The sequence below is a fragment of the Bacteroidia bacterium genome (assembly GCA_027493955.1).
Taxonomy (GTDB): Bacteria; Bacteroidota; Ignavibacteria; order SZUA-365; family SZUA-365; genus JAOSJT01.
Genome location: JAOSJT010000001.1, coordinates 4,954,754 through 4,969,390, shown reverse-complemented (window position 1 = coordinate 4,969,390; position 14,637 = coordinate 4,954,754). Strand labels below are relative to the sequence as shown.

The following is a 14,637-nucleotide window of genomic DNA, read 5'->3' as shown; positions in this document are numbered from 1 at the left end:
GAGTCGTGTTTTGTGTTCCGCGAGCTCTCTTACGGCTTATTGATGATCAGCGACGGCGGATTGGGATTGTTCGCCGCGCTGTCATACGTAAAGCCCGTCCCTGAGAGATTGGTCACCGACATCGTGACTGATGAGACATTATTTTTGTTGCGTCCGGTGGTGATGGTCGCCTGACCCGAGCTGTTCGTGACCGCGCTGCCGGAGCCATTGCCCCAGCTCACGCTCACCGTCACGCCCTGCGTGGGGACGCCGTTGGCATTCTTGACCGTCACTGTGAGAGACGCGTTCCATCCGCCTTTATTGCTTGATGTTGAGCCACTCAGCCCGTCAACATGCACCGCGACAGTCGGCGCCGAAGCTGTGGTACCGCTGGCGGTATTGCTCGCGGCTGACGTGCCATTGGCGTTGAAGGCGAATACCCGATACCAGTACGTAGTAGAGGATGCCAGACCGGTATTCTGATAATTCGTCACATTCTGACCGACATTGGCGACGAAGCTCCATGGCCCGTTGCTGCTCGAAGCGCGTTCGATGCGGAAGCCGCTTTCATCGCCGGAATTGTCAGACCAATTAAGTGTCAGGGAACTGCTCGTCGGACTGACCACCACCAGGTTTGACGGTGGGTTGGGTGGCGGCGGAGGGGAAGCGGTGGTGCCGCTCGCCGTGTTGCTGGCGCTCGAATTGCCATTGGCGTTGAACGCAAACACGCGATACCAGTAGGTGGTCGAGGATGCCAGGCCGGTGTTCTGATAGCTGGTTTGATTCTGGCCAACATTTGCGACAAAGCTCCATGGCCCGTTGCTGCTCGAAGCGCGTTCGATGCGGAAGCCGGTTTCGTCGGACGAGTTGTCCGACCAGTTGAGTGTGAGTGAACTGGTCGTTGGACTACCCACTGTCAGGTTGCTCGGCGCGTTGGGGACGGGACCGGCCGGAGCTGCGATCAAACTGTAGAGCAGTGAATTGGGCGAGCCCGACCCGATGCTGCTGAGCACGCCCGTAGTGGCGTTGGATTTAATCGCCGTTTCCACCTGGGCCGGTGTCGCGGTCGGATGAGCACTCAGATACAGCGCGGCGACTCCGGCCACATGCGGCGAAGCCATGGACGTACCGCTCGAGGACTGATAACTGCTCGTGCTCGTCATAGTGGAGGAATAAATCGAGGAGCCGGGGGCGAAAATGTCCACGCAGCTTCCGTAATTCGAAAATGATGATCGCACATCGCCGCTTGTCGTGGAACCTATCGTGAGGGCCGCAGGGGTGCTGGCGGGTGAATAATTGCAGGCGTTCGCATTGCTGTTGCCTGCCGAGACGGCGTACACAACGCCGGCGGCGATGGAATTCGCCACAGCGGTGTTGATGGGAGCGTAATAACCGCCACCAAGCGACATATTTGCCACCGCGGGCTTGATATGATTTGCCGTGACCCAATCGATACCGGCGATCACTTGTCCCCAGCTACCGGAGCCATTGCAATCGAGCACGCGCACCGCGATCAGCGTAACACCCTTCGCGACTCCGACGGACGTACCACCTACGGTGCCGGCGACGTGTGTGCCATGGCCGTCGCAATCCGACGCGTCGGGATCGTTCTGAATGAAATCCCAGCCGGAAAACGCGCGTCCGTTGTATTCCTGGTGATTGAAGCGGATACCGGTGTCGAGGATGTACACACGGACGCCGCTACCGTTGTTCTGATAGTTGTAAGTCTGATTGAGCGGGAGATTGCGCTGATCGATGCGGTCGAGACCCCAGCTCGGGGGGTTGCTCTGCTGCGTCTTTCGTGCAATACCGTCGGGCTCGATATAATCCACATTCGGATTTTTCTTCAATGCCTCCACGGCTTGCGGAGGGATGGTCGCATTGAAACCCTTCAGAGCATGACGATAACGGAAATGCACCGTAGCGCCGTTTCCGCGCGTCATTTCGTCCACAGCGCGATCCACGTCGCGCACGGATTCCTTGAACACAACCACGTAGCGATCACGCACGTCGATCGTGGATTCGTTGTCGTCGAGCACAGCACTCCTCTGAGATGGGGCTTCCGCTTCAGAAATGGGTGTCGAGGGCTCGTCTCCACAGGCAGTCAACACAAGCAAGGCTGCCAGCAGTATGTATTGCCGTACATTCATGGTTCCTCCGGGACTTGGATGGTAAATGAATGTACTAATGTCAGAGTTTTGCGAATGAAATGCAATAAAAAAATAACCCGAAAATTATTTTATTCCACCTGATGTCCCCATTCAATCAAAATCCTCCTGGCCGAAATCTCCGTTCTTCCGGGGTCGGAACATCCACAGCAGCGGACGGGCGTCGAACAAGTCCTCCAAATCGTCCCCTGTGTAGGTGACGAGTTCCGGACGTTTGGACAGCGCCTTTGTCACGACGCATATGGCGTAATGGCTCTCTTCCTCGGCTGCGATGTACTGCAATTCACGGAACGTGAACACCATCTCGCTGCCCTCGACACCGATGACCGCAAGAAACAGATCATGCCCGTCCTGGGAGCAGTGCAAATCGTAGACACGTGGGCCCGGCCTATCATTCACCCGTACCTGCCAGCCGGAAGCTTCGAACTGCTTCACCGCTACACGGACGGCGGCTGCGTGAAGCTCTTCCCGCTTTGCGGCGTCCGGCAGCCCGGCTTCGAGTATTTTCAAATCGTCGTCATCTATTTCCTCGCTTTCCATTTCACCAATATTGCCGGGAAGATCCTCGAACGGTTCCGCCAACGCTTCATCCAACAGCGCTGCGGAGGCCGGCGTCAGCTCACGTACACCGGTGAGTGCGGAAGCGTCCGCTTCTTCATGGTCGGCAAGTTTGAGCGGTTTCGTGCGTCCGTCCAGGCCGATGAATCGCAATTCCCCGACAGTTTCCCACGCAATCTGTCTCGTGAACTGCAGCGGCGTTGACGAGGCTTCGGCGGCGATGACATACTCGCGCGCGTCTTCGATCTCCGGCCCCAGATCCAGGATCGCCTCCTCCCGCGAAGTGATGACACGCCCCACGGTCATTTTCCCGAGCAGGAGGAACTGACCGTCATACACGCTGATCAGGTATATCTCGTCACCGGTAGTCACTTCCTTTCGCAGGAAACCGCTTCCGGCAGTGAATTCGACGGGGACGCCGCTGAGGCCTTCGCGATAATGCGCGCCGCAGAGTTCATCGGACCAGAAATGTGTGAAATAACGTGGCATGGTGCTGCTCCGGAAAATGTACTTCGGATAAAATACATGTTCGGGGAACGGCGCCCAAAGGATGACGGTTTCAAACCTCCCCGGAAACGTATTCAGCATCACCCACCCGTCGTCGCCTCTTTCGCAGCAGGAACGACCGAGCGTGGCGGATTACAGCTTCCTGAACCGGCGCACAATCTGCCCACCCTCACCGCGCAGCAGCAGCATGTACACCCCGGGTGGCACGTGTGCAACGGGAAGACACAAGGTGTGGCGATCCTGCGACATCACGACATCCGAAAGTACCGTTGAGCGGCCGAGCAAATCAACCAGGGACACCGACACATGATCGCCGATTTCTGCAACGATGTGCACTTCCAGCTGCGCATCGACGGGATCGGGGTACAGATTCATTTCAAGCCTTGGGGCAGAGGCCGCATTGTCCGTGGCGAGGACGGAGACATCGAATTCATTCGAAGTAGCGGTGCATTTTCCGCCATTCGAAGCAACGACGGAGTATCTTCCCGCGGAACGCGCTACGTGAAATGGCTTCCCCGAGGATATCTTGTTACCATTTCGGTACCAGTCGTGGTTCAGCGCAACCACCTCTGTGTACAGCGTGTCGAAGCTCCGGGAAATGATTGGAAGTTCCGGATAGGGAGCGAAGGTCATGGCGCGCGAAGCGGTAGCAGTGCATCCGTCCCTGGTGAGCATGATGACATCATACGTGGCCGAAGCCGTCACAAATATGCTTTGCGTCGTGTCGCCGGTACTCCAAAGATAGGACGTCATTGGCCAGGAAGTGTACAGCCGTACGGTGTCTCCGACACAAGGTGTGTAGTTCGTTGCATAGACGTTCACCGTTGGAAGATATGCCTCGGAGATGAACAGGACGTCACTTTTCCGTCGCGTGCCGGCATTATCCACCGCCTCGACGTGGTACTGCCCCGCCTGCGACACGGTTAAAATAGGCCCCGTACGACTGTTGCTCCAGACATACTCCGAAAAACCGGGTTCCGCCACCAGCGTCGCGCTGTCTCCCGGGCAGAGTAATGTCCTGCCCTGTATGTCTACGCCGATCACCCGATTCGTATCGAGCGGGGGAACTGCGATACTCGCACTGCAATAACCCGGCTCCTGCCCCGCGTCGAGCAGACGAACGGCGACAGACGAAACCTCCCCTTCCTTCGAAGCCGGCAATTGTAACCTCCAGGCGGCGTGTCCCTCGGCACCCGGGGCAAGCACGGCCGGTGTCAGCAATCTGCGTGACGTCTGAGCGGGATCTTCCCGTTCCAGTTGCAGCCCTCCCGACAATTCGATCTCGGCATAGATGCTGTCGCTTGCCGCGCCGCCGTGGTTGTGCACTGTGAGCGTGACCGGAAGCGTTTCGAATCGCCTCCGTACGGAATCCATCAGCACATCGGGAATTCCAAGCGAGCATTCAAGGTTCGCAAGTGAGGAATGGATGATGATTTTCGACTCTGCTACCGCCACGGCATGGTTCGCAAACGCCGCGACCATACCAAGGCGTATCGTGTCCGTGCGTGCACGGCGTGCTGGTTCCACCAACCAGCTGACGGATTGCGCTCTCCCTGCCTCAATACGCGTCTCGGAACCCGGCTGCATGCTCGATACCGGATTGAGCAGGAGCAAAGCGGTCTCGTAGCCATAGAGCGTGTACTCTGGTTGCTCCGCAGCGGCGAGTCCATGGTTCTCTGCCAGGTATCGCAGTTCCACGGTCGGTGGTTCATAGCGCTGCGCACTCTGATCCCAAACACATTCCGGAACATCCCGCGCATTGAGCACTACCGAGGGTCCTTCGGGCAGAATGTTGTAGGCCGCAGAGTCGCAGGTAAAACGCGCACAACCGCTGCCGGAGGACGTTGCGTGAAGATACAAGCGACCCGACACCGTATCCGATGCTTCCGTCGTCTCATACAGTACGTGGAGTAACGGCCCCGTACCCATAACGCGCAACGGCCCATCGAAGTGTAATACCACACTATCGGGATAGACAGTACTGACGAGACTGCCGCTCTCGAAGGGCGAACCGGATGGCACCCACACGCTATCGAAGCGCAGGCCCGGCTCACCGGTCGGGAGTACAAATCTTGGATGCAGCGGGATGAGCGGGTCAAACAGACCATCAGTCCTGAGGCTTACCAGCAAGCTGTGTCCACCTTGGACGTCACCAGCGCGCAGGTGTAACGGCATGACACGAGCAGTGGAGGGATCCAGCGGTGCGCGATAGGATTTCGTTTTACGCAGGCTGTCGCCGCGTTCAGCAATCATCGTGAGATCCACCCTCCGCAGCGTCCCGTCCATGCAGCTCGCGTTGTAGGTGATCATCCTCTCACCGAAACCCTTGTCTTTGATGATGGTCGCAATGCTATCGTATATCGCAGGAAGAGCCGATGGATGCGAAGTATGAAAAAACCTTCCACCAGTAAGCATTGCAATTAATTCAAGCTCGGTGGTATTGATGCTGCTTCCAAGTCCGATCGTAAAGACTCTGATATGTTCCCGATTGGCAAATGGAATGATATCGCCTGGATAATGCGACGACGAACCATCCCCGCCGTCGGTCAACGCCACCACCGCCCGACAATCATTGACTCCGGATTGTACGACCTGCTCAATGCCCATCCAGATACCATCCCAAATAGTTGTGCCTCCCCAAGCCGGGAGGGTGTTGATCGAGTCTACGAGCTGCGCAGTATCGCTTGTCATTCCGAGTTTCAAGCGTGGATTGGTCGAGAATTCTACGAGGGCCGCCTCGTCACGAGTACCATCCATGCGACGGACAAAGGCCTTGGCGCCGGCCTTCGCGCCTTCGTTTCCGGCGCCCTGCATCGAACCACTCGCATCCAGCACAAGAGCCACGGACATGGGACAGGGTGTGGGATGCGGAGGATGCAACGTGAGCTCCGGTACCTCGAAGTCGTTTTCGGTGACACGCAACTGCTCCCGCAGAGGATGCACAACCTTCCCGTCGGAGGACCGAAGCGAGAAATACAATTCCACCGTCGGCCAGAGGAGATTGATGCGTTTGAAATCGAGGGAAATCTGCGCCTCACAGACGTGGCACTGCAGAAACAGCCCGATACAACAGAATATCAGGATGAGGGACCTGTGACAATTTTGCATGGACATCGGTGGTGAGATGAAAGGTGCGTGAGTCGAAGTACCACTCAGAAGAACACATCAGCGGGGGAAAAGTTACAGCAACAGACAATATATGCGGATAAATCTTTTCGTGACAATACACTGTTTCATGACATACATCCGGCGGCTCGACAACGCTCCTCCTGGATGCAGAGAGATTCGACAGTTCAGCGACGAGGCCGCTGCGATGCGAATCGCCGCATCATCCTAACCCGAGGGCTCGTATCACTACGCGCCACAATGGAGGGTTGAAAAGGCACCCCGGGGATAAGTCCGTGATCTGCCGAACCCGACAGTTGCCGAAGTCCTGAAGCGACAGGAAGCAGACGTGCTCACCCATTATAAACCAAACCTTCAGGGATGTATCCAGCGACAATACGCGTCCCTTTCTATCCGTTTGGAGGGCGTCATGCAGCCCATGGCCTGATCAGTTCTGATAGTTACAGCCAGTCAGCAACAACTGCTACAACTCGCTCCTGCCGTCGTATCCCGACGAATCTTTGACATAGTCCTGACAATTGCGGGCACGCTTCGGTGTACCATGTAGCAGAGCGAAATGGAAAAGGATAGGTTATCATGAAAACGAAACTCATCTCTATCGCGCTGCTTGTCGCAGGCTTGATGTACTGTTCACCTTGTTTCGCACAGATGGACAGCGCTCCCGAAACATCCACGAGTGCCGGCACAGCGGAACTCACAGCAGGGATCGCCGCGAGCACGCGTGGAGCCGGTCCGACGTTCGGACTGTCACTCGGCTCAGGCATGCATGCTGCGATGGCGGAATACCGCCATCTCGCAAAAGCGCCCGGAATTCCGTATCAGGTCAGCCTTGAAAAGGAAACGTACACGGAATTCGCCCTGCTGTACCGTATCCGGTTGGGTGATGAAAACACTCATTTTCACGCAGCCGCCGGCGCCGCGATCATCCTGGAGAAGCGGCTGGGGAAATTCATCCGCAGCAGCATGCGCACGGAATCGAGCTCACACCAATTCCTGTGGTGGAGATATTCCTCAAGCAAATCGATCCGCGAGGACTACTATGAGGTCGCATCCTACAAAAGCTTTGGCGCAGCCCTCGATCTCGGCGTTACCATGCGCATGCGGCACTGGTGTTGCCTTGGCGTTTCGCTACATGGCACCAGAACGAAGGATCGCGGCGCGCTTTCAGGGAATCTGACAGTGATTCTCGGTGATTTCCGCTGAACGAGTTGTCACTCTCGCATGCCCCGGTGCACCTACGTCATTTCGCAGCCACTGGCCCCCCGAGGATGAGCGGAATGTGCAGTCTCTGAAATGACTTTCTACTCTCCGAAGAGAGCACTCACATTTCATACAGCGTATCGTCCACTTTCGGAGGAGGTTTATTCCCGGAGACGGACTTTTTTGCGCGAATAAAGTCCATGATGTCACCGTCCTCGCCCATTTCACCCATTTCAGCTTCGAGAGCATCCGGATCCTCGCCCTGTTCCAGGCGGCGCAGCATGTCTTCCATTTTCTCGCCATATTCCATGCCTGCAGCCGAGCTGAATTTGCGCATGAGCTGTGCGAGCGCCCGGGGATCGGACTCATCGATGCGCCCCATATCGCCCTCCAGAGCGGACATGGCCCGCATCAGTTGATTCTCGTCGAGCGGAAGATCGTCGAGCCCGGCGCCCTCTTCCCCCCCCTGTGTGCCGCCCGAGACCACGGCGAAACGCGACACGCGCCGCGACAGCGTATCGCGATCACATCGCGGGCACGTGGGTGTGCTTGAGGTATTCACGCGGCGCGAGAAAAAGTTAAAAATGGTATTGCAATCGGCGCAGAAAAATTCATATATCGGCATGATGCTGTCCACATGGTTCTGAGAAAAAATATACGTCCGGCTGCCATCGTGCAAGAGCCGGAAGTGCGCAAATCACAGGCAGGGTTTTTAGGAAAGGACAAGAGCGTGTATGTGTCACAGGGGGAGGGGTTGTGGCTGAATTGGGGGATACGTGCATCACCCACACTGGCTCGGCCGGGATCGAACTGGGCGATTCATGTATCGCCGCAGTAGCGCGACGGGGACCATAATTGGGCGATTCATGTATCGCCACGAGGGTGCGGCCGAAAGCGGATTTGGGCGATTCATGTATCGCCCACTCACCCGCCAAAACCAGGGGAGCACCCCTACAGAACCGCTCCAATCCATTTAGCTTACCATAAACCGGTTAACCCCACACCCATCCGTCCCTCCACGCTCCTCCAGGAAGCCCCATTTCCGGATAAAAACGAATATCTTACCCTCTTCGCGTGACGTTTATCGCTCCGAAGTGTCCTCCGCCCAATTTCGTAATGGAAACCCGCTCCTTCGATCCGGACTATTCGGAAAGAAATATCCGGGCAGGACCCAGACTCCGGACTACCGATCCCTGTCCGGCCGCCATCCCGCCGGCGCCTCCTCCTCGCGCGACGCCCTTCTTCGACGCAGTGCGTACCGCCTCATCCTTCCGCGCGCCCGTCAGCAACAGCACGCGCCCGAGAAGCATTGCCCCGGCGAGCTGACCCGATACCGCGCGCCCTTTGCGGCCATGTACGGACAGCGCGCCCGCACCGCCAAATTCCGATGCCAGAACCTCGGTGAAGGTGCAGAACCGTTTCTCCTTGGTTTTCAGCTGCGGAGGGTCCACCACCACGCGGCTCCACTCCTCCTGCAACTCCGCGTGCACGCGTGCCAATTCGTCCTCGTCCTCCAGAACGCACGATGCGTAGCGCCGAGCCCATACCTCGCCACCTTTCTTGCCGAACAGTGTGTTTATGCGATGACCGCTGTTCATCTTCAAATACCCCATGAACATCGGAAGCGTCATCACGCGACGAAAATACACCCACTCATCACTACCTTCCGGAGGCGCTTCCCGGAGCATCCGGATTTCGGTGATCTCCAGCGATAGTTCCACTTCGGAGGGACGAACGGTCATGCCGTGAATACGGATGCACGGAAAATTCTGCAGCGCTTGACCGAGCACATCCAGAAAGGCGCGTCCGGCGTCGCTGAGCGTGGTGATTCCGTCTTTCGTCGTTCCGAGAATCTCGGCATTCTTCCTGGTCTTGAACACAACGAGATGCTTCGACAGCTTCGAATAGTCGTATTCCCGCACGCGGCGGGTACTGAGTTCTTTGAGTCGTTTCACTTGATGCTCCCTAAGCGGTGAAAAACACGAATGATAAGATATGCAGCCCCCCGGTCCGGATTCAAGGCGGAAATTCGTCACTCAATCCTTCACCGCGTAGGAACAGACACTGTCCTCCCTGCTGCCCGCCGACCTCCTGCTGAATTGTACAAAAAACCACCTGCCTCTCGCTGGCAACCGATTGCATCGATCCGCATGTCGTACACGTAATGGTAGGAAATCCCTGTAAAACGCAATGCATATAACGCCGGAATCTGGGGGCCGACAAAACGAAGCCGTCGATTGCCGTGCCGTTGCCTTGCCGTTCCCTTTTCAGCCGCCTTTCTTTTTCCCCTTCTTCTCGAGCAGCGAACGTGCGACGGCCTTACCCTCTTCGAACCAGGCCTTCGCTCGTTGCTCGATGAAATCCTTCCCCACCTGCACACCACCGATTTCGTATAGGAGCAATGCCTCGCCAATCGCACTGGTGAAGGCAAATGCCACGCCGCCCTTTATGGCTGGTCCCGCCACAGGCGCCTTGCCGATGAGCTGCGTGGCCGTCATCTCCGCCAACTTGGCAAGCCCGAGAATGATTCCGAGCTCCGGAACGCATTGCAGCGGCTGCACTCGGCGACCGTTCAGCGCCACCAATTCAAACATCATCTTGATTTCATTGACTGTCATGACAAAAAAATCTGAAACGGCCTCCGCGGGCACGGTAAACACTTGGCCCGGATTCGGAAAAAGATTCGGCGCGGCCGTGAACAGCGCCCATGAGGCATTCTGTATCGCGGTCGCGCGGATCTCAATACGCGCATGGCCGGGCCGCATCACGGGGAAGGTGTAGCTCAATGCGAAACGATGTTCCGGCAGGGTCTCGAGTATTTCATGCGCAATTTCCGAACCGTCGCCATCAGAGTAGAGAAACATCCGCGTGCAGTGCGGGGCAAGCAATTGCTTCCTGCGCGCGGTGGTGATACACAACAGCGCATCGCGGAGCATCGCCGCATCACCAACGGGCATCGTGGCAAGGACGCCTTCGTCGGCCAACACGATCTCACGGATACGACGGTCCATGCGTCGATGATCTGCACGGGCTTTCAGAATGTCTCCCCCCGACCATGTGTTCAGCAGCGGGTAGTCCATCGAAGACAGCCATTCCCGTATGGTCGCCAGCTCCTCCCGCGTCCCCGCCAGACAGATGCTGAACGCGGCAGCGGTTTTCGCATTGAGCTGCTGATAATTGATGTGCTTCAGTTCCTCCCAGATACGGGAGAGCACACTCTGACGAATATTTGGTATTCCTGCCATGTATTCAAACCGTTATCTTTGAAAGTACGACTTCAGCGCTTCGATATCTATCCGGTAATTCCTGTTCGATGCGACGATGAATAAACAATTCTCCACAGGCATCACCTGTGCGACATTCCGAACGTAGACGATGCTACGCGTTCAGGAAACGCATGCCATCGTCCTCTGTGCATAGTACCTATTGTCCTCGAACGCGCTGCGGTTTCAACATTTTGTGATTTCCTTCCGTGGAGATGTTCCTGTTGGTTTTATATGTTATCCGTGCGGTATATTTCGAACGCTGCTCCTGAGAACGTGTCCTCTGTTTCGTGCACCAACATTTGCGATATCCTGGGTATCGTGACCTCCATACAGGATCATATTCATTCCACAATACACGAGGCCGGCATGATTGACCTCCGTACCCTCGAACTCCGTTGCATGAGCGACAGCAGGATAGTTGAGTCTCTGCTCGACAATTTTTTGCTACGCTACAGCGACGAGCGGGATCGCCTCTCCCGCGGCATCGCGTACGCATTGCGGCCATACCGTCATATCCTCGAAGAAATGCCCGAGGGCTGGGGGAATTATCTCACCGCGCAACTCATGGCGCACACGTTGTTCGGAGAAAACGCTCTCGCGAGAAAATATCGCGCGCATGCCGCCGTGCGTGGACGCAGCCGCACCGAGTTGGACTTCTTTGAGTATCAACTCCAACACCCCTGGCGGTGGCGCTTCATGCGCCTGATAGAAGGAGTGGGCGACCACTTCTATCGCATGGTCGATGCATGTTCCGAAGAGGTGTTCCTTGTGCGATCCTCGTCGCTGACGACGATTATCCGGGAACACCGTCGACCGAGCATGATAATACTGTTGACCTTCCATTCCGGCGATTGCTTACAAACCTACGGCCCGATGCTGTCCTTCGGTGGCATGCTGTACAGTGACATCCTGCCTCTCGCCCGGATGATTGACAAGAAGGTTCGCACCATGGAGGACGTCCCTGCGTCAATGGACGCCGATCCCATTCCGTACCTCATGCTCTGGCGTTTTGGCAATGTTCCGATCCTTGTCCACGGGAAAGACGTATTCATATCGCATTATTACGAAGTCTCGGACATGGTGTTTTCCGTCGAGGAGCATCGCAAGCATTTTCATATCGAGCATATCGACAATGTTTTTCACCTGAGGCTGAAACGTTGGCATGGACACCCACATTTCAGTGAGCTGTACTACGACGCCACAAAACGCTTACTCGTCGTGCAGTCACTCACAGATCGCGGCTGGCGGAAGCTGACGGAAACGCTTGCAGCGCATGGTACGCACGTGGACGACAGCGGTGTGCTGCGTCTTTCGATGTTCGGCAGAAGAATCGCGGAAGAGCACTTCAATACAACCTACGCCTCCACTGCCTACGCAGAGCTTTTCGTCCCGAAAATGTCGCAAGCTCAACAGGACGATCTCGATGCGATTAATCGTTTCCTGGCTATCTACATGGAAAATGAAAATGCCGGCCGCGTCACCGATATACGACAGGCCGCGGCCGCAGCCGGTATCAGCCTCGACACCGCTCGGGAGATAACGCAAATAGTCATGGAGAAACAGGCGCAGATAAGGGATAAACGTCGCTAACTGCGGGAAATGACGTGCCGGCTGCGCTATCAAATCCACTCTGCGATCTCATTCGCGGCTGCTTGCTGCATCCGCACAAACCGTTACAGTTAACACGAAGTCCTTCAAGCACAGATGCTCAGCAAAATAAAAAAAGCCGTCCGGACAATCCGGACGGCTTTCTCAGAATGCTGAGCTGATTACTTCATCAGCTGCATTGATTTGCTGACCTTCACAGCACCTGACTCGAGCGTGTACATATAGACACCACTGACGAGTCCGGAAGCATCGAAGGAAACACTGTGCGAACCGGCGCTCAGATGTCCGTCAACCAGCACTGCAATCCTGCGTCCGTACATGTCAAACACCGTCAGCATGACCGGAGCGTCCTGCGGTATCGAGAAGGTGATTGTTGTGGAGGGATTGAAGGGATTGGGATAGTTCTGCTCGAGCGCATAGCCCGCGGGGATGCCGGTTCTGCCGCCATCTTCCTTCGGAGCTGCGACACACGAAGAAAGCACAGTGTATCCATTGCCGGCGCCATCGTCAACCACGGCCGGGAATTCGATATCCACAGGGACGTTGACCTTGAAGGAAGACGCCGTTTCGTTTCCGTCGTCATCGGTCACCGTGAAATTGACGGTGTACACGCGGCCATTCCAGCCGCCAGCGCGCTCTTTACGCAGATTTACAGAATTACAATTTAGAACGATCAGAATATCACTCAGTGTCGCACCATCGCCGTTTCCAATAGCATCCTCGGGCTCATCGCTGCTCACTGAGGTAATCACGACGTCGGAGAGGTCAAGAGAGGAGCAATTATCCGAGATGGACGCAACCATTTCAGCGGCGGTGATGGTCCGGTACGAATGGTTCGGAGGCCACATCGTGATAGCAGGATTCAGAACCACAACCGGAGCTTCGTCATCATTCACGGTGACTGTGAAGCTGCACTGCACTTCCCCGCAACCGTTCGATGCGATCACGACGACGCTGGTGGTGCCTTTCTCGAAGGTCGAGCCGCTGCCGGTGCCCGCTCCGCCTCCGTTCGTCGCTCCAAAGAATTCGTAAGAATAACTCACGGGACTTGCGCTTGTTGCGAGCACCTCGTATTCGACGACCGCGGTGCACACGCCGGCATCGGTGGACACAACAATATCCGTGGGACAACTCGTGAGAGTGAGCGGACCAAAACCCTCGAGGGTGATGCAGGCATCGTCAAGGTAGTTGATACCATCGACAGCACCGAACGGTCCATCATATGCGTTGCTGTTCGGATTGAAACGGCCGATTTGCTCGAAAAACGCACCGTTGCACATGCCGACTGTCGCCGGCGTACCGCTGAATCCATCCGAGCTGCTGGAACCCCATTGCATGTCGCCGTAGGCGAATTTCACATTCTTCCCCGCGCCGATGACGGGATCGCTGCAGGTCCCGATCATGATCTGGAACGTATTCTGCAGGCTACAGTCATTCGAAAAACGACCGACATTTTCCCACAGCACCACGAGACGTGTCGCTTCAAGCTTGTACCAGATTTGTCCGCAGGCGGTATTGCGCGTATCGATATCGGCCCAGAAACCGGCGACCATCGGAATCGCCACCGGCATGTTCGCAGGGACGAAGCTGCCTACCGGTCCGGTGAAGGTCAGGTTGCCGTTGGTGTTGATCCAGACGGAGGTATATCCCGTGCCGTACAGATTGAACGTAAAGGGAAGAGCGATCGGACCGAGGGAGCCGTCGTCATTGCGCGGAACGGCCGTCCAGGAAGCGTCGCGCGGGATGAGACAGTTCGTGAAGGTAATCTCCTGCGGTGTGACGACCGAATTGCTCCGCTGCACGTCGTCGCTGCTGAACACGCCCGCGTTCTCCGCAGTCATTTCCTGCATGATCGCGCGCTTCCGGGCATCATAATTCCGGAGTTCCTGCTCGTACACCTCTTGATTTCGCTGCGCATCGCCGCTTGTCGAAAGCACCGGATAGGCGAGGTCGGTGGACTTGTACTCTCTCTGCTGCGTCAAATTCTGGCCTGCAGCAGGCAGGGCCAGCGCCGTGAGGAGCACAAGGGCAAAAACGGTCTGCTTGTATAGCTTCATGATGGATTTCCTCTGATGAAATGAACGAGTGTGCGGGCGGATAGATCCCGCGTGTGATACGTGTCGTGCATGACCGTAGGGTCGAAGGCGTACAAGCAGCCTCCGAAATCGGGAGGGGTGCGGACATGCGTGCCCGGACCTCAGATGATTACGTACGGCGTGTGCTTC

The 14,637-nt window shown here is 56.5% G+C and carries 9 protein-coding genes; 2 read left to right on the top strand and 7 right to left on the bottom strand.

Features of this window, described 5'->3' with window-relative positions; translation table 11 throughout:
- Positions 1-29: 29 nt before the first annotated feature.
- The 3 genes from M5R41_18830 to M5R41_18820 all read right to left on the bottom strand — a co-directional run bounded on the left by M5R41_18830 (position 30) and on the right by M5R41_18820 (position 6,326).
- Positions 30-2,129, bottom strand: a complete 2,100-nt coding sequence (locus M5R41_18830; GenBank protein ID MCZ7558447.1) for a S8 family serine peptidase — start codon at positions 2,127-2,129, stop codon at positions 30-32.
- A gap of 111 nt (positions 2,130-2,240) precedes the next feature.
- Complete coding sequence (locus tag M5R41_18825) at positions 2,241-3,194, bottom strand: hypothetical protein (protein ID MCZ7558446.1); 954 nt, start codon at positions 3,192-3,194, stop codon at positions 2,241-2,243.
- A gap of 150 nt (positions 3,195-3,344) precedes the next feature.
- Positions 3,345-6,326, bottom strand: coding sequence for a VWA domain-containing protein (locus M5R41_18820; protein MCZ7558445.1), 2,982 nt, complete (start codon positions 6,324-6,326; stop codon positions 3,345-3,347).
- A gap of 588 nt (positions 6,327-6,914) precedes the next feature.
- Here M5R41_18820 and M5R41_18815 point away from each other — a divergent pair.
- Entirely contained in the window at positions 6,915-7,541 is a 627-nt protein-coding gene (locus M5R41_18815) for a hypothetical protein (protein ID MCZ7558444.1), read from the top strand.
- A gap of 118 nt (positions 7,542-7,659) precedes the next feature.
- On the opposite strand, the gene M5R41_18810 is transcribed toward M5R41_18815, so the two are convergent.
- The 3 genes from M5R41_18810 to M5R41_18800 all read right to left on the bottom strand — a co-directional run bounded on the left by M5R41_18810 (position 7,660) and on the right by M5R41_18800 (position 10,783).
- The gene (locus M5R41_18810) at positions 7,660-8,163 is read right to left on the bottom strand and encodes a zinc ribbon domain-containing protein (GenBank protein MCZ7558443.1); all 504 of its coding nucleotides are present in this window, start codon (positions 8,161-8,163) and stop codon (positions 7,660-7,662) included.
- 517 nt (positions 8,164-8,680) lie between these two features.
- Positions 8,681-9,493: a hypothetical protein gene (locus M5R41_18805; GenBank protein ID MCZ7558442.1), complete on the bottom strand. Its 813-nt coding sequence runs from the start codon at positions 9,491-9,493 to the stop codon at positions 8,681-8,683.
- 312 nt (positions 9,494-9,805) lie between these two features.
- The gene (locus M5R41_18800; protein ID MCZ7558441.1) at positions 9,806-10,783 is read right to left on the bottom strand and encodes a hypothetical protein; all 978 of its coding nucleotides are present in this window, start codon (positions 10,781-10,783) and stop codon (positions 9,806-9,808) included.
- Between the two features lie 387 nt (positions 10,784-11,170).
- On the opposite strand from M5R41_18800, the gene M5R41_18795 reads away from it, so the two are divergent.
- Positions 11,171-12,394, top strand: a complete 1,224-nt coding sequence (locus M5R41_18795) for a hypothetical protein (protein ID MCZ7558440.1) — start codon at positions 11,171-11,173, stop codon at positions 12,392-12,394.
- Positions 12,395-12,573: 179 nt separating this feature from the next.
- Here the strand turns inward: M5R41_18795 and M5R41_18790 are convergent, their stop codons facing one another.
- Positions 12,574-14,469 (bottom strand): T9SS type A sorting domain-containing protein, encoded by a 1,896-nt coding sequence (locus tag M5R41_18790; GenBank protein MCZ7558439.1) that lies wholly within the window; start codon positions 14,467-14,469, stop codon positions 12,574-12,576.
- Positions 14,470-14,637: the final 168 nt, after the last annotated feature.

Bases quoted from the DNA above. Each gene is read 5' to 3' on its own strand.
- M5R41_18830 (MCZ7558447.1), bottom strand. From the start codon at position 2,129: ATGAATGTACGGCAATACATACTGCTGGCAGCCTTGCTTGTGTTGACT.
- M5R41_18825 (MCZ7558446.1), bottom strand. From the start codon at position 3,194: ATGCCACGTTATTTCACACATTTCTGGTCCGATGAACTCTGCGGCGCG.
- M5R41_18820 (MCZ7558445.1), bottom strand. From the start codon at position 6,326: ATGTCCATGCAAAATTGTCACAGGTCCCTCATCCTGATATTCTGTTGT.
- M5R41_18815 (MCZ7558444.1), top strand. From the start codon at position 6,915: ATGAAAACGAAACTCATCTCTATCGCGCTGCTTGTCGCAGGCTTGATG.
- M5R41_18810 (MCZ7558443.1), bottom strand. From the start codon at position 8,163: ATGCCGATATATGAATTTTTCTGCGCCGATTGCAATACCATTTTTAAC.
- M5R41_18800 (MCZ7558441.1), bottom strand. From the start codon at position 10,783: ATGGCAGGAATACCAAATATTCGTCAGAGTGTGCTCTCCCGTATCTGG.
- M5R41_18795 (MCZ7558440.1), top strand. From the start codon at position 11,171: ATGATTGACCTCCGTACCCTCGAACTCCGTTGCATGAGCGACAGCAGG.
- M5R41_18790 (MCZ7558439.1), bottom strand. From the start codon at position 14,469: ATGAAGCTATACAAGCAGACCGTTTTTGCCCTTGTGCTCCTCACGGCG.